Genomic DNA, 22,950 nt, shown 5'->3' with positions numbered 1-22,950 from the left:
CCACTCACGGCTCGTGACGGGAAGTGCGGTCATGTGGACGGGTCCTCCTTGCGGTGCTTCGCGTCGCCGGCGTTCCGCACCCGGAAGAAGGCGGCGGTGTCGTCGCCGCCGAAGGGGAGCAGGACGCGGGGGTCCTCGACCGTGAGGGACGCGGGGCGGCCCGCCGCACCGGAGGCCGTCCAGGCGCTCAGACCGCCGATGGCCGCGGCACCGGCCAGCACGGGGGCGAGGGCGGCTCGAAGGATTCGGTTCACGCTTCACCTCGCGTCTGAAGGGCCTGCATTCCACCGCGCCGCCGGCCACCCCGGGCCGTCGTCCGCGCGGGACGCGGCTGCCAGCCGCGCAGCCGGAGGCTGTTCGCCACCACCAGGACCGAGCTGACGGACATCGCCGCCGCCGCGAGCATCGGGCTCAGCAGCCCCACCGCGGCGAGCGGCACGGTGACCAGGTTGTAGCCGAACGCCCAGGCCAGGTTGGCGCGGACCGTGGCCGACGTGCGGCGGGCCAGCCGGACCGCGTCCGCCAGCGCGCCCATGTCCTCGCGGACCAGGGTCACGTCCGCCGCGCCGATCGCCGCGTCCGTGCCGCTGCCCATCGCGATGCCCAGGTCCGCGCCCGCCAGCGCCGCGGTGTCGTTGACGCCGTCGCCGATGACCGCGACCCGGCGCCCCTGCTCCCGCAGTTCGCGGACCAGCGCAGCCTTGTCCTCGGGCGTGGCCCGCGCGTGGACCTCGGTGATGCCGAGCTCCGCCGCGACGGCCCGCGCCGCGCCCTCGCCGTCACCCGTGGCCAGGACCGGCCGCAGGCCGAGCCGCTTGAGGTGGTCGACCGCGCGGTACGAGCCGGAGCGCACCGAGTCGCCGAGGGCGAGCACCGCCTCGGGCGTGCCGTCCACCCGTACCAGCACCGCGGTCCGGCCGTCCCGCTCCGCGCTCCGTACCGCCTCGGCGAGTTCCTTCGGCAGCTCGCCCGGAACGGCCTTCCGGGAGTTCTTCCGGGCCTTCCCCGGCGCCGGGAGCTCGGTCTCCGAGGGGCGTACGACCTCCACGAGCCGTCCCTCGGCACGCCCCGAGACACCCTGGCCGGGCGTCGCCGAGAAGTCCGAGACCCCGGGCAGCGGCACGTCCGCCACGTGGGCGCACACCGCCCGCCCCACCGGGTGCTCCGAGCCCCGCTCGACCGCCGCGGCCAGCCGCAGCGCGGCGTCCGCGCCCATTCCGTCCGCGCGGGCCGTCACCCCGGTCACCGTCATCGAACCGGTCGTCAGCGTGCCCGTCTTGTCCAGGACGACGGTGTCCACACGGCGCAGTCCCTCCAGCGCCTGCGGCCCGCGCACCAGGATGCCGAGGCCCGCGCCCCGGCCGGTGGCCGCCAGCAGGGCCGTGGGCGTGGCCAGCCCGAGCGCGCACGGGCAGGCGACCACGAGCACCGCCACGGCGGCCGTGACCGCCGACTGCGGCGGCGCGCCCGCGCCCAGCCAGAAGCCGAGCACGACGACCGCGACGGCCAGCACCGCGGGGACGAACACGCCCGCGACCGCGTCCGCGACGCGCTGCACCCGGGCCTTGCCCGCCTGGGCGTCCTCCACCAGCCGGGCGATCCGCGCGAGTTGGGTGTCCGCGCCGACCGCCGCGGCCCGTACCACCAGCAGCCCGCCGGAGTTGACGGCGCCGCCGACCACGGCCGTGCCGGGACCGGCCTCGACCGGGGCGCTCTCGCCCGTCACCAGCGACAGGTCCAGCGCGGAGCTGCCCGACACCACCACGCCGTCGGTGGCCACGCGCTCACCGGGGCGCACGACGAACAGGTCGCCGACCCGCAGCTCCTCGATCGGCACCCGGAGTTCGGTGCCGTCGGCGGCCCGTACCACGACCTCCTTCGCGGCGAGGGAGGCCAGCGCCCGCAGCGCCGACCCCGTGCCGTGCCGCGCACGGGCCTCCAGCGCCCGGCCGACCAGCACGAACAGCGGTACGCTGACCACCGCCTCCAGATAGACGTCCGCCGTGCCGCTCGCCATGGACGGCACCAGCGTGAACGGCATCCGCATGTCCGGGTCGCCCGCGCCGCCGAGGAACAGGGCGTACGCCGACCAGGAATAGGAGGCCAGCACGCCCAGCGAGACCAGTGTGTCCATGGTCGCCGCCGAGTGCCGCAGCCCGCGCAGCGCCTTCTCGTGGAACGGCCACGCGCCCCACGCCGCGACCGGGGTCGCCAGCGCGAAGCACAGCCACTGCCAGTTGCGGAACTGGAGCCCCGGCGCCATGGACAGCACCAGCACGGGCACGGCCAGCACGGCCGTGACGACCAGCCGGGTCAGGGCGGCGGACGCGGCGGCGCCGTCGGTCTCCCGCGGCGCCTCCGGCTCCGGCAGCGACGCCGTGAACCCGGCGCCCTCCACCACGGCCAGCAGCTCGGCGACCGTCACCGTCGGGGGGTGGCTGACCCGGGCCCGGCCCGTGGCCAGGTTGACCGTGGCGCTCACGCCGTCGAGCCGGCCCAGCTTCTTCTCCACCCGCGCCACACACGCCGCGCAGGTCATCCCGCCGACGGCGATCTCCGTACCGGCGATCTCCGTACCGGCGGTTTCCGTGGCGGCGCCCGGAGTGCTCACCGCGCTCATCGGACGACCACCCGGCCCGCGGGCGCGCCCATGTCGTGCATCCCGCCCATGCCGCCGTGGCCGCCGCCGGAACCCGAACCGCCGCCGCTGCCACCGCCGGTGCGGTGTATGCCGGGGGCGGCGGGGCCGGCGGCGGACCCGGCCGCGTACGCGATGCCGAAGAGGGCCGCCAGCAGCAGGACGAAGCCGATCAGAGCGGCGTGAGGACTGAGAGGATGACGAGCGGTCATCGCCGCATCGTGACACGTCGGACCCCGCGTTCAGCCGCCTGCGACCGGCTCCCGGCGCGTGAGGATTGTCCCTTTCGCTCCCGGGAACCGGCGGGCCCCCGCGCCCGACTACCCAAGGATCGGGGGCACTCCCCGAAGCCCCTCCCGCGAACTGCCGGGAACCCACCCCGCGCACCATCCGACTTCTCAGGGGTCCACGACTTCGCGAGGAGCACCACCGTGTCGCAGCCCGAGCCGATCCCTCTCTCCGGAACCGCGTACAAGCGGGACCCCTACCCGCTCTACGCGGAACTGCGCGAGGCGGGCCCGATCCACCGGGTGCTCTTCCCCAGCGGGGTCACCGCCTGGCTGGTCACCGGCCACGCCGCCGCCCAGCGCACCCTCGCCGACCCCCGGCTGGGCAAGAACCACGCGCTCGGCAACGACCGCTGGCGCACCCGTGCCTCGATCATGCCCGAGCCCCAGCACTCCCGGCTCCAGGTCCACCTCCTGCACCAGGACGCGCCCAAGCACACCGCGATGCGCCGGCTGATCACCGACGCCTTCGCACCGCGCCGCGTCGAGGCGCTGCGCCCCCGCTTCCAGGAGATGGCCGACGCCCTCGTCGACGCCATGTCCGCGGGCGAGGACACCACGGACCCCACGGACCTCGTCCGGTGCTTCGCCGCGCGGTTCCCCTTCCAGGTCCTCGCCGAGGTCATCGGCCTGCCCCCGCACCTCGCCGCCCGCTTCCGCCGCGAGTGGGGCAAGGTCGTCGCCCCCGTCGGCCCCGCCGACCCGGGCCGCCCCGCCTACGAGAAGCTGCTCCGCGAACTCCAGGACTACATCGCCGAGATCGTCACCGACCGGCGCGCCGCGCCCGGCGACGGACTGCTCTCCCGCCTGGTCACCGCCCGCGGCACCGGCGAACTGACCCCGGAGGAGCTGGACTCCATGATCTTCCAGTTGCTGGTGGCCGGGCAGGAACCCGTCACCAACCAGATCACCACCGCGCTGGTGTCGCTGTTCCGGCATCCCGAGGCGATGGAGCGGCTGCGCGCCGAGCCCGCGCTGCTGCCCGCGGCCGTCGAGGAACTCCTCCGCCTCGACAGCGCCTTCGAGCTGACCACCTGGCGCTTCCTCGCCGAGGACGCCGAGCTGCACGGCATGCGCGTACCGGCGGGCGACTCCGTGATCGTCTCCCTGTGCGCGGCCAACCGTGATCCGGAGCGCTTCCCCGACCCCGACACCCTCGACCTCGACCGGGCACAGGGCTCCCATCTGGCCTTCGGGCACGGCAGCCACTTCTGCCCCGGCGCCGCCCTGGCCCGGATCGAACTCCAGGTCGCCCTCGGTACCTTGCTCACCCGGCTGCCGGGCCTGCGCCTCGCCGTGCCCGAGGACGAGCTGCCCTGGATCCCCGCCGTCCTCGGCCGGGGCGTGGGCGAACTGCCCGTCGCCTTCGACCGGCCCGCCTGCCCCTATCGTGGATGACCGACGCATGTCCTACACAGCGACCCTGACCCAGACCTCCGTCGAGGCCCGCGTGCTGGGCCTCCTCCTGCCGTACCACCGCACCACGGAGACGGCCCCCTCGCGACCCGGTGACCACCCGGAACAGCTGAGACAGATACGGCAGTTCACGGAGGCGGGCGAGCCGATCGTCTTCACCCTCCCCGGCTTCCCCTGCAAGTCCCCGAACCCGGCCAAGGTCCTCGGCCACCTCCCCGACGAGGGCGAGCGGCTCTCGCTGCGCTTCCTCGACCGGCTGTGCGCCCGCATCGGCGAGATATACGCGCCCGGGGCCCGCATCGTCATCTGCTCCGACGGCCATATCTTCGGCGACCTCATCCGGGTCCCCGACCCCCACATCGACGCCTACAGCGACGAACTGCGCGCCCTGATCGCCCGGGAGGGGCTGCGCCACCTCGGCACCTTCGACCTCCGCGACGTGCACGGGGACCTGGACCACGACACCAAGCGCGAGCTGGTCACCACCGCCCACGCCCCCTCGCCCGACGCGCTGCGCGCGCAGGTCCGGGCCGGTGACGAGGAGACCGTCCGCCTCTACCGCGGCATCACCCGCTTCCTCTTCGAGGACACGCCGGACTTCACCGGCACCAACTCCGCGCTCCAGCGCGAGTGCAAGCGGCGGGCGTACGGGGTCATCGCGCGGAGCCGGGCGTGGGGCGACCTCGTCGCCGACTGCCATCCGCGGTCGGTGCGGCTGTCCATCCACCCGCGGCCCGCGGGCGCCGAGAAGTTCGGCATCCGGCTGTTGGATTCGGCGGATGCCTGGGCGACGCCCTGGCACTCGGTGGTGCTTCGGGGCGCGGGGGGAGAGGACCGGCTGATGCGTCGCGCGGACGCGGAGCGGCTGGGGCGGCTGGTGCTGCGGGACGGTCGGCCGAGCCACTTCGAAGCGGCGGCTTGAGCGGGGGTTCTTTCACCCCCCCCTAGGCCCCCAAAGCGGCTGCGCCGCTTGTCCTCAAACGCCGGACGGGCTGGAAATTCAGCCCATCCGGCGTTTGAGCCCGGTTAAAGAACCGCCGCGGACCGGTGGTCGAAGGCGATCAGCGGGTCGCCCGTCAGCGGGTGGTCGACGATCGCCGCCCGTACGCCGAACACCTCCGCCAGGAGTTCCGGCGTCAGAACCTCACGGGGGGCGCCCGATGCCACGAGGGAACCCTCGTGCAGCACATGCAGCCGATCGCACAAGGACGCCGCCGCGTTGAGATCGTGCAGGGACAGCAGGGTCGTACGGCGTTGCGCGCGCAGCAGGGCCAGGAGTTCCACCTGGTGCTGTACGTCCAGGTGGTTGGTCGGCTCGTCCAGGACGAGCACCTTCGGGTCCTGGGCGAGCGCCCGTGCCAGCAGGACGCGTTGGCGCTCGCCGCCGGACAGCGCCGAGAAGTGGCGCGCACCGGCGCCCGCCATGCCGACCTGTTCCAGGGCCGCCGCGACCAGGTCCGCGTCGGCCCGGTCCTCGCCCGCGAACGCCCGCTTGTAGGGCGTGCGGCCCATCGCCACGACCGCGCGGACCGACAGCTCGAAGTCGCTGCCGCGCTCCTGCGGCAGGGCCGCCACCAGCCGCGCCGACTCGGCCGCGGTGAGCGAGCGGACGTCGGTGCCGTCGAGCAGCACCCGCCCGGCGTGCGGCCGCAGATAGCGGTAGACGGTGCGCAACAGGGTCGACTTGCCGCTGCCGTTGGGGCCGATCAGCCCCACGGTCTCGCCGTCCTCCGCGAGCAGGTCCACGCCCGCGATCACCGTCCGCCCGGACAGGGCCACTTCGAGTTCCTCGATGGCGACGCGCATGCCACTATCCCCTCTCCAGGCGTCGGTCCAGCAGGTACAGCAGCGTCGGCGCCCCGATCAGCGCGGTCACCACGCCGACCGGCAGCTCCTGGTCCGGCAGGGCCGTACGGGCCACCAGGTCGACCACCACCAGCAGGACCGCGCCGAACAGCGCGGCGACCGGCAGCAGCCGGCGGTGGGCGCCGCCCACGACCATCCGGCAGACGTGCGGCACCATCAGCCCCACGAAGCCGATCGCCCCGGACACCGACACCAGCACGCCGGTGAGCACGCTCGTCACGACGAACAGCTCGCGCCGCAGCCGGGCCACGTCCACACCCAGCCCGGCCGCCGTCTCGTCGCCCATCAGCATCGCGTCGAGCGCACGGGCCCGCGCCAGCAGGACCACCAGCCCCAGCAGCACCGCCGCCAGCGGCAGGGCCAGCGTGGACCACTGGGCCCCGCCCAGCGAGCCCATCAGCCAGAACAGCACCCCGTGGGTCTGCTGGTCGTCCCCGGCCTGCAGCACCAGGTAGTGGGTGAAGCCCGACAGGAACTGTCCGACGCCCACCCCCGAGAGCACCAGCCGCAGCGGCGAGAAGCCGCCGCCGCGCCGGGCCATCGCCCAGACCAGCGCGAACGACGCCAGCGCACCCGCGAACGCCGCCGAGGACAGCCCCAGGCCGAGCAGCCCGCCCGCCCCCGCGCCCAGCACGATCGCCGCGACCGCGCCGAGCGACGCACCGCTGGAGATGCCCAGCAGATACGGGTCCGCGAGCGGATTGCGGACCAGCGCCTGCACGGCCGTGCCGACCAGGCCCAGGCCCGCGCCCACCACGGCCGCCAGCAGCGCGCGCGGCACCCGCAGCTGCCACACGATCAGGTCCTGGGTGCCCGGCACCGGCCCCTGGCCGCTGATGCCGCGGGTCACCGAGGACCACGCCTCGCCGAGCGGCACGTCCGACGAGCCCAGGCAGACGGACGCGGCCAGCGCGGCCACCAGGACCGCGCCCAGCACGGCGCCCGCCCACCCGGCCCGTACGCCCGGTTCCCGCTCCCGCTCCGCGTCCGCGGCCGTGGTGAGCGCCGCCACCTACTTCACCAGGTCCGGGTGGAGGGTGTGCGCGATCTCGCGCACGGTGTCGGCGCTGCGCACTCCGCCGATCGTGGTCCGCTCGGAGCCGATGCGCACGAAGCGGCCCTCCTTGACCGCGGTGAGGTCCTTGGTCGCGGGGAAGGAGCGCAGGAAGTCGGCCGCCTCGTCGAACGCCTTCTTGTTCGCCTCCTCGCTGCCCCGGTTGCGGACCCCGAGCTGGATCCAGTCCGGGTTCTTGGCCACGACGTCCTCCCAGCCCACGGGCTTGAAGTCGCCGTCGCAGTCGGCGAAGACGTTCCGGCCGCCGGCCTGGGTGATCACCGCGTTGGCGACCTGCCGGTTGCACACCGCCATGGGCTGCTTGGTGCCCGCGTCGAAGTCGAAGAAGAAGTACGTCGGCCGCTTCGCCTCGGGCACGTCCTTGAGGGCGTCCCGGACCGCGTCCGTCTTCTTCCGCATGCCGCCGACCAGTTCACCGGCGCGCTGCGAGGTGCCGGTGATCCGGCCCAGTTCCTCGATGTCGGACTCCACGCCCGACAGGTCCGTACGCGGCGACTTGCTCATCGAGGCGCAGGCCGTCGACTTCAGGAAGACGTGCTTGATCCCCGCGGCCTTGAACTCCTCGGCCGTGGGGGCGTCGCCCATCTTGCCCATGTTCTTCATGGACGAGAACGCGTCGACGTACAGGTCCGCGCCCGAGCTCAGCAGCTTCTCCTTGGGGATGCCCATCTTCCCCAGCACCGGCACCTTCGCCGCCCGGTCGGCGAACTGCTCCGGCAGCGCGCCCTTGCCGGGCGGGAAGCCCGTACCGGCCAGCTTGTCGCCCGCGCCCAGCCACATCAGCAGCTCCAGGCTCGCCGCGTTGCTGGTGACGATCTTCTTGGGCGCCGACTCGAAGGTCGTCTTCGCCCCCATGCAGTCGGACACGCTCACCGGGAAGCCCGCGCGTGCCGAAGCCCCCGAGGACGCGGCCCCCGCGTCGTCGGACTTCGCCGACCCGCCGCCACCGCCGCAAGCCGTCGCCGACAGGGCCACAGCGGCCAGCACACCGCACCACACACGAGGGCGCATCAGAAACACTCCAGAACTCGACATCCGCGGGGCCCGCCCGTGCGGACCCGGATCAGTTAGTCGGACCGCCGCCTCGCCCGGTTCCCGCGCGTCGCGAAGAATCGCGACGTACGCTGCCCCGAGCACCGTGTCGTCGCGCGAAGGAGGCCGCCATGGCGGACCAGCTCAAGGAGATGCCGACCGACTGGCGGAGCGCCCTGGCCGTCGTCGCCCACCCCGACGACCTGGAGTACGGAGCCTCCGCGGCCATCGCGACCTGGCTCGACGACGGCCGCACGTGCGCCTATGTGCTGGCCAGTGCGGGCGAGGCGGGCATCGACACGCTCGCCCCCGCCGAGGCGGGCCCGCTGCGCGAGCGGGAACAGCGCGCCTCCGCGGCGGCCGTCGGCGTGACGGCCGTCGAGTTCCTCGGCCACCGCGACGGCGTCATCGAGTACGGGCCCCGGCTGCGCCGCGACTTCGCCGCCGCGATCCGCCGCCACCGCCCCGAGCTCGTCCTCACCCTCAACCACCACGACACCTGGGGCGGCGTCTACTGGAACACCCCCGACCACCGGGCCGTCGGCCGCGCCGTGCTCGACGCCGTCGGCGACGCCGGGAACCGCTGGATCTTCCCCGAGCTCGCCGACGAGGGCCTGGAACCCTGGGACGGCGTCCGCTACGTGGCCGTCGCGGGTTCCCCGCAGCCCACCCACGCGGTCGACGCGGCCGCCGGGCTCGACCGGGCCGTCGCCTCCCTGCTCTGCCACCGCACCTATATCGAGGCCCTGACGAAGGACGACCCGGAGGCGTACTGCCGCGGCTTCCTGGAGGGCAACATGAAGACCGTCGCCGAGCGGTTCGGAGGCCGGCCGGCGGTTTCGTTCGAACTGTTCAGCCGCTGACGGGCGTGGCCCCGGACCTGTAACACGGTTTCGCCGCAGTGTCCTCAATCGCCGGACGGGCTGGATTCAGCGGACCGTGGCTCTTTGACCTGCGGCCCGCAGGTTGCGGACTACGCCCGCAAAATCAGCCCGTCCGGCGTTTGAGGACGCGGCCGCAGGCCGCTCCCGCCGCTGGGGCACCTCCCAGCGGTAGCTGGGGGAGGCAACGGCGGGACGGCCGGGAACCGGGGGGCGAACCCCGAGTCGGTCAACCGCACCCAGCGGAACACGGTTCCATCACCAGCACCGCCACATCGTCCTGCAACCGCCCCCGGGTGTGCGCGTCGAGGTCCGCCCGCAACCGGCCCAGCAGTTCGGGCGTCGGCAGCGCCGCCCACGTGCCCAGCCGCTCCGCCAGCGGATAGAAACCGCCGTCCGGGGCCCGCGCCTCCGTCACCCCGTCCGTGCAGGCCAGCACCCGGCCCCCGGCGGGCAGTTCGAACCGCTGCGCGGTGCGGGGCGCCGTCGCCAGATCGCCGAGACCCAGCGGCAGCCCCGGTTCGAGCGCCGCCAGCTCCCGCACCCCGCCCTCCGGCCCGATCAGGAACGGCGCCAGGTGCCCGCAGTCCACGAAGACCACGGACACCTTCCCGTCGTCCCTCTCGGAGACCTCCTCCGTCCCGAAGACCAGCGCCGTCACGAACTCCTCCGACGCGCGCAGCACCACGTCCTCCACGCCCGCCGCCGGCCGCGCCTCGTACGCCGCCGACCGGTGGTAGCGGTGGAGCCCCTGCTCCATCGCCTCCACCCCGCTCTCCAGGGACCGCCGGTGGTACGCCGCCTCCCGGAAGGCCGTGAGCACCGCGGCCCCCGCGCCCAGCGTGCCGAGGCCCTTGCCCCGCACGTCACCGATCAGCACCCGTGCCCCGTACGGGGTGTCGACGACCTCGTAAAGATCGCCCCCGATCAGCGCCTCCCGCTGCGAGGAGACGTAGAAGCCGTCCACCACCACGCTGTGCGTGCGCAGCGGCAGCGGCCGCAGCAGCGCCCGCTGCGCCGCCTCCCCGGTGGCCCGCACCCGTTCCAGGAGGTCGTCCCCGTCGCGCCGCAGCCGGGCCACCGCGATACTCGCGCCCACCATCAGGGCGTTGCCCACGAACGTTCCGACCCGGTTGACCGCGATCTCGCTCGTCAGCACCCCGTGGTGCGCCACCATCAGGCAGAAGTCGAGAACCCCGACGAACACCGTCTGCCGGTACGTGCACACCGCGGCCGCCGTCATCGGCGCGAGCGCCGCGAAGACGTCCAACCGCAGTTCGGACGGGGTCATGAGATCGATGGCCACGATGGCCACGAGATAGCCGAGTACGAGCGCGAAAGGCATGCTGCGCGACGACACCGTGGCGGGACCTCCACGCCGGGACTGGGCCGGAAATAGACCGGAAATGGGCTGCATAGGGTATTTCGCCAGTTCCAGCCTTCCACGGCAGCAGCGCCTCGGCCACCCGGTTCGATCTTGACCCGGGGTTGCCTCAGAGTTTGCGGTACGCCCGCGCGTCGTCCGCCGCGGCGAGCACCGCGGCCAGGTCACCGCCGGCCGACGCCGTCACCAGAGCGGTCACCGCGCCCTCCACGAACGGGGCGTCCGCGATCCGTACGTCCCCGGCGCCCAGCGAGCCGTCCGTCAGCAGCGCCTTGACCGTCAGCACCGCGCTGCCCATGTCGCACAGCACCACCACGCCCGCGCTTTCGTCCACCGCGGCCACCGCGGCCCGGACCAGCTCCGCGCTGGTGCCCACGGAGCCGTCGGGCAGCCCGCCCGCGGCGGCCACCGGCGCGGGGGAGCCCGTGCCGGTCAGCGCCCGCGCGAGCGCGGCGGTCGAGGCGGCCACGTCACGGCTGTGCGAGACCAGCACCATGCCGACCCGGCCCGGGGCGCGCTCAGGCGCCCGTCCGGGCTCCGGCGTCTCCCGCGCCGTGACCGGCGCCGCGCACAGCTCCGGGTCGGTGGCCTCGTGGAGCGCGGTCATCAGCAGCGCGGAGGACGTCGCCCCCGGGTCCTGGTGGCCGATGCTCCGCTCGCCCAGATAGCTGGCCCGGCCGCGCCGGGCCCGCATCGGGATGGTCGCCTCCGCGCCCGCGCGGGCCGCCCGCGCCGCCGCGTCCAGCGCCGCGGTCACGTCGCCGTGCGCGAGGGCCTCGGCGTACGCGTCCGAGGCCGGCTGCAACGCGTCGACCATCGTCTTGTCACCGGGCACCGCGTCACCGAGCCGCCGCACGCTCGCGACGGCCGCGGCCAGGGCGCGGCCCAGCGTCTCCGGTCCGACGACGGGGTCCGTGCCGAGGACCTTGCCCATGCGGCGCAGCACCGTCCCGTACAGCGGCCCGGACGCGCCGCCGACGGTGTTGGTGAGGTGGACGCCCACGGCGGTCAGCAGCGCGCCCGGCGTGGCGGGCGGTTCGGCGGCCACGGCCTCGGCCGACGAGGTGAAGCCGCGCTTGAGGTTCGCGCCGTGGTCGGCGTCGCCGATGGCGGCGTCGAGGTCGGTCAGGTACGCGGCCTCCGCGACGACCGCGCGGGTGGCGCGGTCGAGGAACCGGTGGAAGAAGGCCAGATCGAGGGGGACGGTCATGTGCGGGGCGCTCCTCGTTGCCGGGAATGTCGCTGGGACTGTCGATCCGACTGAGCGTAATGCGGCGGTCCCGGCGGTGCCGTTCCCCTCGTGACGGGAGGCGTGCCTACGAGAGGGCGGGCGCCGCGGCCGGTTCCGGCCGCCCGGCGAGCCGGCGGGCGACGCAGTCGACGACGGCGGGGGTCACCGAGGTCATCCGCGGGCGCCAGCCGGGTACGGAGTTGACCTCGCAGAGGGTGAAGGCGTCCTCCGAGGTGAACAGGAGGTCCACGCCCGCGATGACGAGGCCCAGCGCGCGGGCGGCCGCGACGGCCAGGGCCTCTCCCCGCGGATAGCGGCCCAGGCACAGGGTGGGGGAGCCGCCCTGCGCGAGGTTCGAGACGAAGCCACCGTTGCGGGAGGTCCGCACCTGGGCGGCCACGGGCTCGCCGTCGACCACGATCACCCGCAGGTCACGGCCGTGCGAGGTGGCCACGTGCTCCTGGAAGAGGAGCGGCACCTCCTGCGCGAGGGAGCCCGCCAGATCGCGCAGCAGCGAGGTGTCGGGCGCGAGGAACACCCGCTTGCCCTGCCAGCCGTTGACGGACTTGACCACGCACGGCGCGTCGAGGGACGGGCTGCGCACGACGCCCTCCAAGGGGGCGGTGGCATAGGAGAGGGTGTCGGGCACCGACAGCCCGGCCAGGGCCAGTTCCTGCAGCTGCCAGACCTTGTTCCGGCACAACAGGTGCGCGTCCAGCGGGTTGAGGAGCGTGGCACCCATGCGCTCCAGGTGCCGCAGCAGGGTCACTTCGCGGTCGTGGCGCATCGAGCCGGGCACCTGGCGCACGCAGACCACCTTCGGGGCGGGCACGTCCAGGCCGCCGAGTGTGCGCAGGAACAGCCGTCCGCCGCGCACGCCGAGGACGAGCTCGTCGGTGCGCCAGACGGCGAAGCGGGGGCCGTACGCCTTCCCGAGCGCGTCGGCCAGTTCCTGGGTCGAGCGCCGCAGAGCGACCGGGTGCTCCCGTGCCAGCAGCCACACGTCGGCGGCCGTCGGCGTCGCCGCATCCGTCATATGCCCCACTTCCTCGCCTGGTGCCCGGACCGGCGAGAAGCCTATCCCCGTGCGGCGCCCGGTGATTGAATGCCGTGGCCGTATCCCGTGCCTCCCCTCCCTCCCGTCCCGCCGATGCACGAGACCCACGGAGGTCGCCCCATGCGCCGCTTCGTCATGGCCGCTCTGCTGGCCCTCGTTCCCGCGCTGCCGGTGGCCGCGCCCGCGCACGCCGCCGCGCCGCCGGACCCGGTGGTCTTCGTGCACGGCCGCAACGCCGACGGCGGTGTGTGGGGCGGCATGATCGACCGCTTCCGGTCGGCCGGGACACCGGCGGACCGGCTCTTCGCCTGGAACTACGACACGACGCGGTCCACGAACGAGGTGCTCGCCGCCCGGCTGGGGGCGTACGTCGACGACGTGCTGCGACGCACCGGAGCGCGCCGGGTGGACCTGGTCGCCCACAGCCTGGGCAGTCTCCCCGCGCGCTGGTACACCGCGTTCGGCGGCGGGACGGACAAGGTCGCGCACGTGGTCTCCCTGGCCGGCCCCAACCACGGCACGAACCTGGCCTATTTGTGCGCCCTTTGGGACCAGGGCTGCAAGGACATGACCCCCGGCTCGTACGTCCTGTCCCGCCTCGACTCCGGTGACGAGACCCCGGGCCCGGCGCGCTACGCGACGTGGTGGTCCTCGTGCGACGAGCAGATAGCCCCGACGACGAGCACCCCGTTGGCCGGCGCCGTCAATACGCGGACGGGCTGCCTGAAACACAACGACTTCCTGACGGACCCGACGGTCGCCGACCAGATCCACGCCTTCCTGACGACGGAACGACCGTGACCGCGCAGGAACGCCCCTTCCGGTGCGCGCGTGTTGTGGCGTACCGGAAGGGGCTCTCGGGTCAGTCGATGGACTTGATCAGCTCGCCGTCGGCCGTATCGCCGCTCAGCTCCCAGAAGAATGTGCCGCCCAGGCCCTGCTGGTTCTTGTACGCCATCTTCCCGGCGATCGTCGCCGGGGTGTCGTAGCTCCACCAGTCGCCGCCGCACGAGGCGTAGGCGGTTCCGGCCACCGTGCCGGTGGCCGGGCACTTGGTCTTGAGGACCTTGTAGTCGTCGATGCCCTGCTCGTACGTGCCCGCGGCCGGGCCCGTCGCGGTGCCGCCGGGGGCCGACTGGTTCACGCCGGTCCAGCCGCGGCCGTAGAAGCCGATGCCCAGCAGGAGCTTCGAGGGCGGCACGCCCAGGGACGTGAGCTTCCGGATCGCCGCGTCCGTGTCGAACCCGGCCTTGGGGATGCCGTCGTACGAGGTCAGCGGGGAGTGCGGGGCCGTCGGGCCCTTGGCGTCCCAGGCGCCGAAGAAGTCGTACGCCATGGGGTTGTACCAGTCCACGTAGCGGGCCGCCCCCGCGTAGTCGGCGGCCTCCAGCTTGCCGCCCGACGAGCCGTCCGCGCTGATCGCCGCGGTGACCAGGCTGCTGCCGCCGAACCGCGTCCGCAGCGCCGCCATGACGTCGCGGAAGGCGTCCCGGCCGCTGGTGTCGCAGGTCAGGCCGCAGGCGTTCGGGTACTCCCAGTCGATGTCGATGCCGTCGAACACATCGGCCCAGCGCGGGTCCTTGACGAGGCTGTAACAGGAATCGGCGAACGCCGCCGGGTTCTTGGCGGCCTCGCCGAAGCCACCGGACCAGGTCCAGCCGCCGAAGGACCAGACGACCTTGAGGTTCGGGTGGAGCTTCTTGAGCTTGCGCAGCTGGTTGAAGTTGCCGCGCAGGGCCCCGTTGTCCCAGGTGTCGGCCTGGCCGTCGACGCTGCCGGCCGCGTCGTACGCCCTGTCGTAGTCGGCGTAGGAGTCGCCGATGGCGCACTTGCCGCCCGTGACGTTGCCGAAGGCGTAGTTGATGTGGGTGAGCTTGGCTGCGGAACCCGAAGTCTCGATGTTCTTGACGTGGTAATTGCGGCCGTAGACGCCCCAGTCGGTGAAGTAGCCGACGACCCGGTGGCCCGCCGTGGCGTCACCGGTGCTCCCGGAGTCGTCGGCGGCGGCCGTGCCCGTGGCACCGGCGAGGAGGGTCGTGGTGAGCAGTGCCCCGGCGGCGGCGAAGGCCGTGAAGAGGTTCCGGACGCGGCGGCGGGGGGCGTTCTCGTGCGGTCGTGACATGGGTTCTCCTCGGTGGGTGGGAGAGCTCTTGGGAGAGTTGACCTCGCGCTCATGTCCCGGGCAGGGATGCCGTCTTGGCATGAACGCGGTGAACGGTGCGGAAACCGTAGAAGGACTAGACCAGTTCGGTCAATGGTTTGGACCAATGTGGTTCAACAGCCCATCAGGATTTGTCAACCCGTGACGTCGGGTCGCCGATCGGGCATACTCCAACCCGCCGCAGCCGCAGGTCATCCGTGCCGAGACCCGGTCGGGGGACCATGGCCGTGGCATCACCGACGGCGGGGACCCACCCTTGCGCCCCGTCGCCGCAGCGCCCCAACGGGAGGAGAGCGCCACCATGACCGACCACGGCCCGCAGCCGGTGGAGCGTCAGCTGCCCACCGAGGAGGCCCGCGATCTGATCGCCCTCGTGCGCGATCTGGTGCAGCGGGAGATCGAGCCCCACGCGGCCGAGGAAGAGGCCGCGGGACGCTTCCCGCGCGAACTCTTCGGACTGCTCTCCACATCCGGCCTGCTCGCCCTGCCGTACGCCGAGGAGTTCGGCGGCGGCGACCAGCCGTACGAGGTCTACCTGCAGGTCCTGGAGGAGCTCGCCGCCGCCCGCCTCACCGTGGGGCTCGGCGTCAGCGTGCACACCCTCGCCTGCCACGCCCTCGCCGGGTACGGCAGCAAGGAACAGCAGGCGGAGCACCTGCCCGCGATGCTCGGCGGCGGCCTGCTGGGCGCCTACTGCCTCTCCGAGCCGTCCGCGGGCTCCGACGCCGCGTCACTGCGCACGCGCGCCACCCGCGACGGGGACACCTGGACGCTGGAAGGCACCAAGGCGTGGATCACCCACGGCGGCATCGCCGACTTCTACACCGTCCTGGCCCGTACGGGCGGTGAGGGTGCCCATGGCATCACCGCGTTCCTCGTGCCCGGTGACGCGCCGGGCCTGACGTCGGCACCGCCCGAGCGGAAGATGGGCATGAAGGGCTCGCCGACGGCGCAGCTCCACTTCGACGGCGTGCGGGTGCCCGACGCGCGGCGCGTCGGGGAGGAGGGGCAGGGCTTCGCGATCGCACTGTCCGCCCTGGACTCGGGCCGTCTCGGCATCTCCGCCTGTGCCGTGGGCGTCGCGCAGGCCGCCCTGGACGAGGCGCTGACCTTCCTCGCCGAGCGACGGCAGTTCGGCCGCCCGCTCGTGGACTTCCAGGGCCTGCGCTTCATGCTCGCCGACATGGCCACCCAGATCGAGGCGGGGCGCGCCCTCTACCTCGCGGCGGCGCGGCTGCGCGACGCGGGCCTGCCGTTCTCCAAACAGGCGGCCATGGCCAAGCTCTTCTGCACCGACGCGGCGATGCGTGTGACGACCGACGCCGTGCAGCTGCTGGGCGGTTACGGCTACACGGCGGACTTCCCCGCGGAGCGCTACATGCGCGAGGCCAAGGTGCTCCAGATCGTCGAGGGCACCAACCAGATCCAGCGACTGGTCGTCGCCCGGCACCTGGCCGGGCCCGAGTCCCGCTGAGCCGGGACGGGGGCGCCCGTGCGGCGCCCCCGGGGCATCACCGGCAGGGGCGGCGCATCGCCGGGACGCGAACCGGCCGGGAGCCGGGGCCGCCGATGTGCGAGAACGGCTGGGTGCGCCAGTCCAGGCTCTCCGGCAGGGTGAGCATCAGGGCCGCGTCGAACTCCTGGGTGCCGGGCGCCTCGTCCGCGGGCGCCGCCCGTGTCACGGAGCGGCCCGAGCCCGAGCACACCGTCAGCCCGAAGGGATTCCAGGGCGACGGGCACAGGGCGTGCTCGGGGAGCACCTCCTCGTCCGCGAGCAGCGCGATCGGGCGCGCACAGTCCGGGCACGTCACGCGGAACATCGCGGGAATCTCGTACATTTCGTACGGGCTGCTGTTGCCGTCGCCCTCATCGAGGCGTTCCAGGCTGGGCATCGTCTTTCTCTCCCCCTCGGATTGGCCGGCCAGGCACCTCGGCCTCGGCCACACCAAGCACTTCCCGCGCCGCGAGTCGGGTAATCGCAGCGCCCGGGAGGACACGGGTGCATAGGTGTGTTGTTCGTCACATGCCTCGCGCGGGCGGTCGGGCCGTCGAGTGTGCCGGGTCGGCCCTCACCCAGTAGGTTGATCCGCGTGGAGGAGCTGGACAGAGAAATCGTGGAACTGCTCGTCAAGGACGGGCGGATGAGTTACACCGACCTGGGGAAGGCCACGGGCCTGTCGACCTCGGCGGTGCACCAGCGCGTGCGCCGGCTCGAACAGCGCGGCGTCATCCGCGGTTACGCGGCCGTGGTGGACCCCGAGGCCGTCGGGCTGCCGCTGACCGCCTTCATCTCGGTGAAGCCGTTCGACCCCAGCGCGCCGGACGACATCGCGGACCGGCTCGCCGAGATCCCCGAGATCGAGGCGTGCCACAGTGTCGCGGGCGACGAGAACTACATCCTCAAGGTGCGGGTCGCGACTCCACTGGAACTCGAGCACCTGCTGGCGCGGATCCGTTCGCTGGCCGGTGTCTCGACGCGGACGACGATCGTCCTGTCGACCCCCTACGAGGCCCGGCCGCCCCGGGTGGGCTGAATTCCGGGCCCCCTTGTGCGGGCCGCGCGCGGGGGAGCGGCACACTGAGGGCATGAGCGAGCGCCCCCGTCACGAAACCCGCACCACCCTGCTGCGCAACGGCACCGTGCACAGCCCGGCCGACCCCTTCGCCACCGCCATGGTCGTCGAGCACGGCAGCGTCGCCTGGGTCGGGTCCGAAGGAGCCGCGGACTCCTTCGCCGACGGGGTGGACGAGGTCGTCGACCTGGACGGCGCGCTGGTCACCCCCGCGTTCACCGACGCACATGTGCACACCACCGCCACCGGGCTCACCCTCACCGGCCTCGACCTCGCCGGCGCCCGCACCCTGACCGAGGCCCTCGACCGGGTCCGCGCCCACGCGGCCGCCCGGCCCGCCGACCGGGTGCTCCTCGGACACGGCTGGGACGCCAGCGCCTGGCCCGAGCGCCGCCCGCCGTCCCGCCGCGAGCTGGACGAGGCCACCGGCGGCCGCCCGCTCTACCTCACCCGGGCCGACGTCCACTCCGCCGTCGTCACCACGGCCCTGCTCGACAGCGTCCCCGACCTGCGTGGACCGCAGCCGGACGCCCCGCTGACCGGCGACGCCCACCACGCCGTGCGCGCCGCCGCGTACGGCAGCCTCACCCCCGCCCAGCGTGCCGAGGCGCAGGCGGCCGCGCTCGACCGCGCCGCCTCCCTCGGCATCGGCTCCGTGCACGAGTGCGCCGGTCCCCTGATCTCCAGCGCCGACGACCTCACCGGCCTGCTGGCCCTCGCCGCCGAGCGCCCCGGCCCGCGCGTCGTCGGCTACTGGGCGGAAGCCCTCACCTCCGCCGTGGACGCCGATCGCATTCGCGAACTCGGCGCGCTCGGCGCGGCCGGCGACCTCTTCGTGGACGGCTCCCTCGGCTCGCACACGGCCTGCCTCCACCGGCCGTACGCCGACGGCCCGCACCCCGGCCACACCGGCACCGCCCACCTCGACGCCGCCGCCATCGCGGCCCACGTCACCGCCTGCACCGAGGCGGGCCTCCAGGCGGGCTTCCACGCCATCGGCGACGCGGCCCTCACGGCCGTGGTCGAGGGCGTGCGGGCCGCGGCGGACAAGCTCGGCCTCGCCGCCGTCCGCGCCGCCCGGCACCGTGTCGAGCACGCCGAGATGCTCACCCCCGAACACATCGCCGCCTTCGCCGAGTTCGCCCTCACCGCCTCCGTCCAGCCGGCCTTCGACGCCGCCTGGGGCGGCGACGACGCGCTGTACGCGCAGCGTCTCGGCGTCGAGCGGGCCCGCACCCTCAACCCGTACGCCGCCCTGCTCCGCGCGGGCGTCCCGCTCGCCCTCGGCTCCGACAGCCCGGTCACCCCCCTCGACCCGTGGGGCACCGTCCGCGCCGCGGCCTTCCACCGCACCCCCGAGCACCGGATCTCGGTCCGGGCCGCCTTCACCGCGCACACCCGCGGCGGCTGGCGCGCCGTCGGGCGCGACGACGCCGGCGTCCTGGTGCCGGGCGCACCCGCCGACTACGCGGTCTGGGCGGCCGGCGACCTCGTCGTCCAGGTCCCGGACGAACGCGTCGCCAGCTGGTCCACGGACCCCCGCTCCGGCACGCCCGGCCTGCCGGACCTCACCCCCGGCACCCCCCTGCCCGGCTGCCTGCGCACGGTCGTCGGCGGGCGCACGGTGCACACGGCGCAAGGGCGTCCGAACGAGTGATGACGGCGGTTCGCGTACCGCCGAACGACGTGCCGTCGGCCTGTCGCCGCACGCGATCACTCACCTTACTGACCTGCTGATTTGAAACGTCTTCCCTGGTCAGAGAGGTGTTGACAGGGTGCGGGCGGCGGCGGGTAGGTTCGGCGGGTCCACCACGGACGTCCGGCCGGTGAACCTCCACACAGTCGTCGAACGCCGCTGGGCCATGGGGCGGTACGCCGGACCGGCACGCCGCCACTGGCAGCCAGGTCCAGCGCACGGGGGCGAGGGACGGTGCCGCCAGGCGGGCAGGTGCGACCCGGGTGGGGCCCGGACGTTCAGTAGACAACGGTCTCGGGTGACCCGCAGCCAGCGGTCCCCGGGCCGGCCCGAAGGACGCCGGGCCCCCATCCGCAGCCCGCGCGCCGAGCGCGTTTTCCACAGCCCAGGATCCGGGGTGCGCCCCCCGCGATGTACCGTCGGCACATCACCGCTCAGCTCGCAGGAAGGCGCGACCGTGCCCCCGGGTCCCGAAACCACCGCCGACGACCGACCGGAGCCCGCGACCGCGCCCGCGGCGGGGGCCACCGCGGCACCGGAGGCGCCCGAGCCGGGTGAGCGGCCCGCCGTCGCACCGCGCCCCGGCAGGCTCGTCCGGCTCGGCCGCCTCGCCCGCCGCGAGGCGCCCCGCACCGGGCTCGCCGTCCTCAGCGGCCTCGCGCTCGCCCTCGCCTTCCCGCCGTACGACCTGTGGCCGCTGTCCGTCCTGGCCGTCGCCGCGCTGGCCCTGCTCACCCGGGGACGCACCGCCCGCCAGGGCGCCTGGACCGGCTTCGCCCTCGGCCTGCCGTTCTTCTTCGTCCTGCTCCGCTGGCTGCGCGTCGTCGGCTACGACGCCGTGGTCGGCCTCTCCCTCGTCGAGGCGCTGTTCCTGGCCGCGCTCGGCGCGTGCCTGGCCCTCGTCTCCCGGCTGCCCGCCTGGCCGCTGTGGGGCGCCTGCCTGTGGATCGCCGAGGAACTGGCGCGCGACCGGCTGCCGCTGGGCGGTTTCCCCTGGGGCAGGCTGGCCTTCGCCAACACCGGCTCGCCGTTCACCCCGCTCGCGGCCCTCGGCGGCGCCCCGCTGGTGACCTTCGCCGTGGCCCTCACCGGCGGCCTCCTCGCGTACGCCGTCGGCACCGCCCTCCGGCTGCGCCACGGCACCCGCACGGTGCGCACCGCCCTGCCCGGCGTCGAGGCCGTCGCGCTGGCCGCGGCCCTCACCCTCGCCGGATACGCCGTGCCCGTGTCCACGGAGGCCGCGGACACCGTGAAGATCGCCCTGGTCCAGGGCAATGTGCAGCGCCCCGGCATCGACTTCCTCGGCCGCCCGATGATGATCCTCGACAACCACGTCGACGCCACCCTCCAACTGGCCCGTGACATCAAGGCGGGCCGGGTGGAGAAGCCCGACCTGGTGATCTGGCCGGAGAACTCCTCCGACCTCGACCCGTTCCAGTACGGGCAGGCGTACGACCGCATCGACGAGGCCGTCAAGGCGGTCGGCGTCCCGGTCCTCGTCGGCGCCCTGGTCGACCACCCCGGCAAGGGCGGCTACATCGACAACAAGGGCATCGTCTGGGACCCGAAGACCGGACCCGGCGCCTCCTACGCCAAGCAGCACCCCGTGCCGTTCGGCGAGTACGTGCCCTTCCGCGACCAGCTGAGCAAGGTCATCACCCGGCTCCAGCGCGTCCAGCGGGACTTCTACCCCGGCGACCACACCGGCGTGATGCAGATCGGGCCTGGCCGGCTCGGCGATGTGATCTGCTTCGAGATCGCCTACGACGAGATCGTCCGCGACACCGTCACGGCCGGGGCCCGCGCCCTCGTCGTGCAGACCAACAACGCCACCTACGGCCGCACCGGCCAGCCCGAGCAGCAGCTGGCCATGTCCCGGCTGCGGGCGATCGAGCACGGCCGCGCCGTGGTCACCGCCGCGACCAGCGGCATCAGCGCGGTGGTCGCCCCCGACGGCAAGGTGCTCCAGCGCAGCGAGGAATTCACCCGGGATGTCCTCAGTGCCCGGATCCCCCTGCGGGACGGCACCACCGTCGCGGACCGCGTGGGTGCGGCTCCCGAATGGACGCTCGCTATGGTGGGCCTTCTGTCCTGCGCGGCCGCACTCCTGATCGGCCGTCGGGGACGTACCGACGAGCCTCAGCGGAAGGGCCAGCAGTGAACGACGGTGGTCAGCGGAGATACGGACCGCTCGGCACGACCTTGGTGATCATCCCGACCTACAACGAGGCGGAGAACATCAAGTCCATCGTCGGCCGGGTGCGGTCGGCCGTACCGGAGGCGCACGTCCTCGTCGCCGACGACAACAGCCCCGACGGCACCGGCAAGCTGGCCGACGAGCTGGCGGCCGACGACGACCGGATCAAGGTCCTGCACCGCAAGGGCAAGGAAGGGCTCGGCGCCGCCTACCTCGCGGGCTTCCGCTGGGGCCTCGACAACGGCTACGGCGTCCTGGTGGAGATGGACGCCGACGGCTCCCACCAGCCCGAGGAACTGCCCCGGCTGCTCACCGCCCTCAAGGGCGCCGACCTGGTGCTGGGCTCCCGCTGGGTGCCCGGCGGCCGGGTGGTGAACTGGCCGAAGTCCCGCGAGTTCCTCTCCCGCGGCGGCTCCACCTACTCCCGGCTGCTCCTCGACGTCCCGCTGCGCGACGTCACCGGCGGCTACCGCGCCTTCCGCCGGGAGACCCTGGAGGGGCTCGGCATGGACGAGGTCGCCTCGCAGGGCTACTGCTTCCAGGTCGACCTGGCCTGGCGCGCGGTCAAGGCCGGGTTCCATGTGGTGGAGGTCCCCATCACCTTCGTCGAGCGCGAGCTCGGGGACAGCAAGATGAGCCGCGACATCGTCGCGGAGGCCCTGTGGCGGGTCACCTCGTGGGGCGTCGGCTCCCGCGTCGGCAAGGCCCTCGGCAGGGGCTGACCCCGGGCCACGGCATTCGGCGGGCGCCCAGGCACACTTGAAGCATGACGTTCGGAGCACAGCAGACCGCCCCTGGCCGACCGCCGCGCAAGAGCCGCGCCCGCAAGCTGATCCCCCTGGGAGTGGCGGTGTGGGCCCTGCTGGAGATCTGGTTGCTGACCCTGGTGGCCGGGGCGGCGGGCGGGCTCACCGTCCTCGCCCTGCTGGTCGCCGGCGTGGTCGTCGGCTCCTATGTGATCAAACGGGCCGGGCGGCGGGCCTGGAAGCGGCTGACGGCCCAGCTCCAGCCCGGGGGAGCGGCGGCCGAACCGGCCCCGGAAGGCGGCGGCAACGGCCTCACGATGCTGGGCGGACTGCTGATCATCCTGCCCGGCCTGCTGTCCGACGCGATGGGGCTGCTGTGCCTCTTCCCGCCCACGCGGGGCTTGCTGCGCAAGGGGCTGCAGCGGTGGCTGGGGCGCCCGGCGGCGCCCGGTTCGCTCGGCGACGCGTTCCAGCAGGCACGGATGCGGGTGCCTGACGGCAAGGTCGTGCAGGGTGAGGTCATTCGCGAGGACGGTCCCGCTCCGCGGCAGGACCCCCAGCTGCCGCGCTAGGCGCTCGCCGCTGGGCGAGGACTGATTCCCGGCTGCGGGGCCGTCTGCCGCCTGCGGCGGGAGCGGCCTGCGGCCGCGTCCTCAATCGCCGGACGGGCTGGATTTCGCGGACTGTGGCTCTTTGGCCTGCGGTCCGCA

Annotated in this window: 21 protein-coding genes and 1 pseudogene; 10 read left to right on the top strand and 12 right to left on the bottom strand. The window is 73.8% G+C overall.

Annotation, left to right across the window (positions count from 1 at the left end):
- Nucleotides 1-29: 29 nt before the first annotated feature.
- The 3 genes from ACWD4A_RS31755 to ACWD4A_RS31745 are packed head-to-tail and all read right to left on the bottom strand — an operon-like array spanning nucleotide 30 to nucleotide 2,850.
- Nucleotides 30-254: a hypothetical protein gene (locus ACWD4A_RS31755; RefSeq protein WP_451199359.1), complete on the bottom strand. Its 225-nt coding sequence runs from the start codon at nucleotides 252-254 to the stop codon at nucleotides 30-32.
- A complete protein-coding gene (locus tag ACWD4A_RS31750; protein WP_451199358.1) occupies nucleotides 251-2,620 on the bottom strand; it encodes a heavy metal translocating P-type ATPase in 2,370 nt (789 codons plus the stop codon). The genes ACWD4A_RS31755 and ACWD4A_RS31750 overlap by 4 nt, the downstream gene beginning before the upstream one ends.
- Entirely contained in the window at nucleotides 2,617-2,850 is a 234-nt protein-coding gene (locus ACWD4A_RS31745; RefSeq protein WP_451199356.1) for a hypothetical protein, read from the bottom strand. The genes ACWD4A_RS31750 and ACWD4A_RS31745 overlap by 4 nt, the downstream gene beginning before the upstream one ends.
- Before the next feature lie 219 nt (nucleotides 2,851-3,069).
- Here ACWD4A_RS31745 and ACWD4A_RS31740 point away from each other — a divergent pair, with 219 nt between their 5' ends.
- Both ACWD4A_RS31740 and ACWD4A_RS31735 read left to right on the top strand, forming a co-directional pair.
- Nucleotides 3,070-4,323, top strand: a complete 1,254-nt coding sequence (locus tag ACWD4A_RS31740; RefSeq protein ID WP_451199354.1) for a cytochrome P450 family protein — start codon at nucleotides 3,070-3,072, stop codon at nucleotides 4,321-4,323.
- 7 nt (nucleotides 4,324-4,330) lie between these two features.
- Complete coding sequence (locus tag ACWD4A_RS31735; RefSeq protein WP_451199352.1) at nucleotides 4,331-5,263, top strand: L-tyrosine/L-tryptophan isonitrile synthase family protein; 933 nt, start codon at nucleotides 4,331-4,333, stop codon at nucleotides 5,261-5,263.
- 104 nt (nucleotides 5,264-5,367) lie between these two features.
- On the opposite strand, the gene ACWD4A_RS31730 is transcribed toward ACWD4A_RS31735, so the two are convergent.
- Genes ACWD4A_RS31730 through ACWD4A_RS31720 form a run of 3 tightly spaced genes read right to left on the bottom strand, consistent with a single transcriptional unit; the run spans nucleotide 5,368 to nucleotide 8,293 of the window.
- Entirely contained in the window at nucleotides 5,368-6,147 is a 780-nt protein-coding gene (locus ACWD4A_RS31730; protein WP_451199349.1) for an ABC transporter ATP-binding protein, read from the bottom strand.
- Nucleotides 6,148-6,151: 4 nt separating this feature from the next.
- Nucleotides 6,152-7,219 carry a FecCD family ABC transporter permease gene (locus ACWD4A_RS31725; protein ID WP_451199347.1) on the bottom strand — a complete coding sequence of 356 codons (1,068 nt, stop codon included), beginning with the start codon at nucleotides 7,217-7,219 and terminating at the stop codon, nucleotides 6,152-6,154.
- The gene (locus ACWD4A_RS31720) at nucleotides 7,220-8,293 is read right to left on the bottom strand and encodes an ABC transporter substrate-binding protein (RefSeq protein WP_451199345.1); all 1,074 of its coding nucleotides are present in this window, start codon (nucleotides 8,291-8,293) and stop codon (nucleotides 7,220-7,222) included. It abuts the gene before it with no gap.
- A 152-nt stretch (nucleotides 8,294-8,445) separates the two neighbouring features.
- Between ACWD4A_RS31720 and ACWD4A_RS31715 the strand changes: the two genes are divergently transcribed.
- Nucleotides 8,446-9,177 carry a PIG-L deacetylase family protein gene (locus tag ACWD4A_RS31715; RefSeq protein WP_451199343.1) on the top strand — a complete coding sequence of 244 codons (732 nt, stop codon included), beginning with the start codon at nucleotides 8,446-8,448 and terminating at the stop codon, nucleotides 9,175-9,177.
- 247 nt (nucleotides 9,178-9,424) lie between these two features.
- Here the strand turns inward: ACWD4A_RS31715 and ACWD4A_RS31710 are convergent, their stop codons facing one another.
- From ACWD4A_RS31710 to ACWD4A_RS31695, 4 genes and pseudogenes are all read right to left on the bottom strand, one after another.
- Complete coding sequence (locus ACWD4A_RS31710; RefSeq protein WP_451199340.1) at nucleotides 9,425-10,540, bottom strand: PP2C family protein-serine/threonine phosphatase; 1,116 nt, start codon at nucleotides 10,538-10,540, stop codon at nucleotides 9,425-9,427.
- Nucleotides 10,541-10,688: 148 nt separating this feature from the next.
- The gene (locus tag ACWD4A_RS31705) at nucleotides 10,689-11,075 is read right to left on the bottom strand and encodes a PTS-dependent dihydroxyacetone kinase phosphotransferase subunit DhaM (protein WP_451199364.1); all 387 of its coding nucleotides are present in this window, start codon (nucleotides 11,073-11,075) and stop codon (nucleotides 10,689-10,691) included.
- Between the two features lie 84 nt (nucleotides 11,076-11,159).
- Nucleotides 11,160-11,789: pseudogene (gene dhaL / locus ACWD4A_RS31700) on the bottom strand (dihydroxyacetone kinase subunit DhaL); the annotation flags it as partial.
- A gap of 106 nt (nucleotides 11,790-11,895) precedes the next feature.
- The gene (locus ACWD4A_RS31695; RefSeq protein ID WP_451199339.1) at nucleotides 11,896-12,846 is read right to left on the bottom strand and encodes an ATP-grasp domain-containing protein; all 951 of its coding nucleotides are present in this window, start codon (nucleotides 12,844-12,846) and stop codon (nucleotides 11,896-11,898) included.
- A 141-nt stretch (nucleotides 12,847-12,987) separates the two neighbouring features.
- Between ACWD4A_RS31695 and ACWD4A_RS31690 the strand changes: the two genes are divergently transcribed.
- Nucleotides 12,988-13,668 carry an esterase/lipase family protein gene (locus ACWD4A_RS31690; protein WP_451199336.1) on the top strand — a complete coding sequence of 227 codons (681 nt, stop codon included), beginning with the start codon at nucleotides 12,988-12,990 and terminating at the stop codon, nucleotides 13,666-13,668.
- A gap of 61 nt (nucleotides 13,669-13,729) precedes the next feature.
- Here ACWD4A_RS31690 and ACWD4A_RS31685 read toward each other — a convergent pair whose 3' ends face one another.
- Complete coding sequence (locus ACWD4A_RS31685) at nucleotides 13,730-14,989, bottom strand: glycoside hydrolase family 18 protein (RefSeq protein WP_451199334.1); 1,260 nt, start codon at nucleotides 14,987-14,989, stop codon at nucleotides 13,730-13,732.
- 340 nt (nucleotides 14,990-15,329) lie between these two features.
- Here ACWD4A_RS31685 and ACWD4A_RS31680 point away from each other — a divergent pair, with 340 nt between their 5' ends.
- A complete protein-coding gene (locus tag ACWD4A_RS31680) occupies nucleotides 15,330-16,502 on the top strand; it encodes an acyl-CoA dehydrogenase family protein (RefSeq protein ID WP_451199332.1) in 1,173 nt (390 codons plus the stop codon).
- A 37-nt stretch (nucleotides 16,503-16,539) separates the two neighbouring features.
- On the opposite strand, the gene ACWD4A_RS31675 is transcribed toward ACWD4A_RS31680, so the two are convergent.
- Nucleotides 16,540-16,866 carry a hypothetical protein gene (locus ACWD4A_RS31675; protein WP_451199362.1) on the bottom strand — a complete coding sequence of 109 codons (327 nt, stop codon included), beginning with the start codon at nucleotides 16,864-16,866 and terminating at the stop codon, nucleotides 16,540-16,542.
- A gap of 252 nt (nucleotides 16,867-17,118) precedes the next feature.
- On the opposite strand from ACWD4A_RS31675, the gene ACWD4A_RS31670 reads away from it, so the two are divergent.
- From ACWD4A_RS31670 to fxsA, 5 genes are all read left to right on the top strand, one after another.
- Nucleotides 17,119-17,562: an Lrp/AsnC family transcriptional regulator gene (locus ACWD4A_RS31670; RefSeq protein WP_030365423.1), complete on the top strand. Its 444-nt coding sequence runs from the start codon at nucleotides 17,119-17,121 to the stop codon at nucleotides 17,560-17,562.
- A gap of 52 nt (nucleotides 17,563-17,614) precedes the next feature.
- A complete protein-coding gene (locus ACWD4A_RS31665; RefSeq protein WP_451199331.1) occupies nucleotides 17,615-19,258 on the top strand; it encodes an amidohydrolase in 1,644 nt (547 codons plus the stop codon).
- Nucleotides 19,259-19,754: 496 nt separating this feature from the next.
- Nucleotides 19,755-21,458: an apolipoprotein N-acyltransferase gene (gene lnt / locus ACWD4A_RS31660; protein WP_451199329.1), complete on the top strand. Its 1,704-nt coding sequence runs from the start codon at nucleotides 19,755-19,757 to the stop codon at nucleotides 21,456-21,458.
- Nucleotides 21,455-22,216 (top strand): polyprenol monophosphomannose synthase, encoded by a 762-nt coding sequence (locus ACWD4A_RS31655; RefSeq protein WP_451199327.1) that lies wholly within the window; start codon nucleotides 21,455-21,457, stop codon nucleotides 22,214-22,216. Before lnt ends, ACWD4A_RS31655 begins: the two co-directional genes overlap by 4 nt.
- A gap of 44 nt (nucleotides 22,217-22,260) precedes the next feature.
- The gene (fxsA, locus tag ACWD4A_RS31650; RefSeq protein ID WP_451199325.1) at nucleotides 22,261-22,812 is read left to right on the top strand and encodes an FxsA family membrane protein; all 552 of its coding nucleotides are present in this window, start codon (nucleotides 22,261-22,263) and stop codon (nucleotides 22,810-22,812) included.
- The last annotated feature ends 138 nt before the right edge of the window (nucleotides 22,813-22,950 follow it).

It is taken from the genome of Streptomyces sp. NPDC002537, from assembly GCF_053594975.1.
Note: the sequence above shows the minus strand (reverse complement) of the source record. Positions and strands in the feature narration are given on the sequence as shown.

Coding starts and splice junctions, on each gene's coding strand:
- ACWD4A_RS31680 (WP_451199332.1), top strand. CDS start 15,330: ATGACCGACCACGGCCCGCAGCCGGTGGAGCGTCAGCTGCCCACCGAG.
- ACWD4A_RS31695 (WP_451199339.1), bottom strand. CDS start 12,846: ATGACGGATGCGGCGACGCCGACGGCCGCCGACGTGTGGCTGCTGGCA.
- ACWD4A_RS31710 (WP_451199340.1), bottom strand. CDS start 10,540: ATGCCTTTCGCGCTCGTACTCGGCTATCTCGTGGCCATCGTGGCCATC.
- ACWD4A_RS31675 (WP_451199362.1), bottom strand. CDS start 16,866: ATGTACGAGATTCCCGCGATGTTCCGCGTGACGTGCCCGGACTGTGCG.
- ACWD4A_RS31685 (WP_451199334.1), bottom strand. CDS start 14,989: ATGTCACGACCGCACGAGAACGCCCCCCGCCGCCGCGTCCGGAACCTC.
- ACWD4A_RS31735 (WP_451199352.1), top strand. CDS start 4,331: ATGTCCTACACAGCGACCCTGACCCAGACCTCCGTCGAGGCCCGCGTG.
- ACWD4A_RS31690 (WP_451199336.1), top strand. CDS start 12,988: ATGCGCCGCTTCGTCATGGCCGCTCTGCTGGCCCTCGTTCCCGCGCTG.
- ACWD4A_RS31720 (WP_451199345.1), bottom strand. CDS start 8,293: ATGCGCCCTCGTGTGTGGTGCGGTGTGCTGGCCGCTGTGGCCCTGTCG.
- ACWD4A_RS31665 (WP_451199331.1), top strand. CDS start 17,615: ATGAGCGAGCGCCCCCGTCACGAAACCCGCACCACCCTGCTGCGCAAC.
- ACWD4A_RS31730 (WP_451199349.1), bottom strand. CDS start 6,147: ATGCGCGTCGCCATCGAGGAACTCGAAGTGGCCCTGTCCGGGCGGACG.
- fxsA (WP_451199325.1), top strand. CDS start 22,261: ATGACGTTCGGAGCACAGCAGACCGCCCCTGGCCGACCGCCGCGCAAG.
- ACWD4A_RS31750 (WP_451199358.1), bottom strand. CDS start 2,620: ATGAGCGCGGTGAGCACTCCGGGCGCCGCCACGGAAACCGCCGGTACG.
- ACWD4A_RS31705 (WP_451199364.1), bottom strand. CDS start 11,075: ATGGTGCTGGTCTCGCACAGCCGTGACGTGGCCGCCTCGACCGCCGCG.
- ACWD4A_RS31715 (WP_451199343.1), top strand. CDS start 8,446: ATGGCGGACCAGCTCAAGGAGATGCCGACCGACTGGCGGAGCGCCCTG.
- ACWD4A_RS31745 (WP_451199356.1), bottom strand. CDS start 2,850: ATGACCGCTCGTCATCCTCTCAGTCCTCACGCCGCTCTGATCGGCTTC.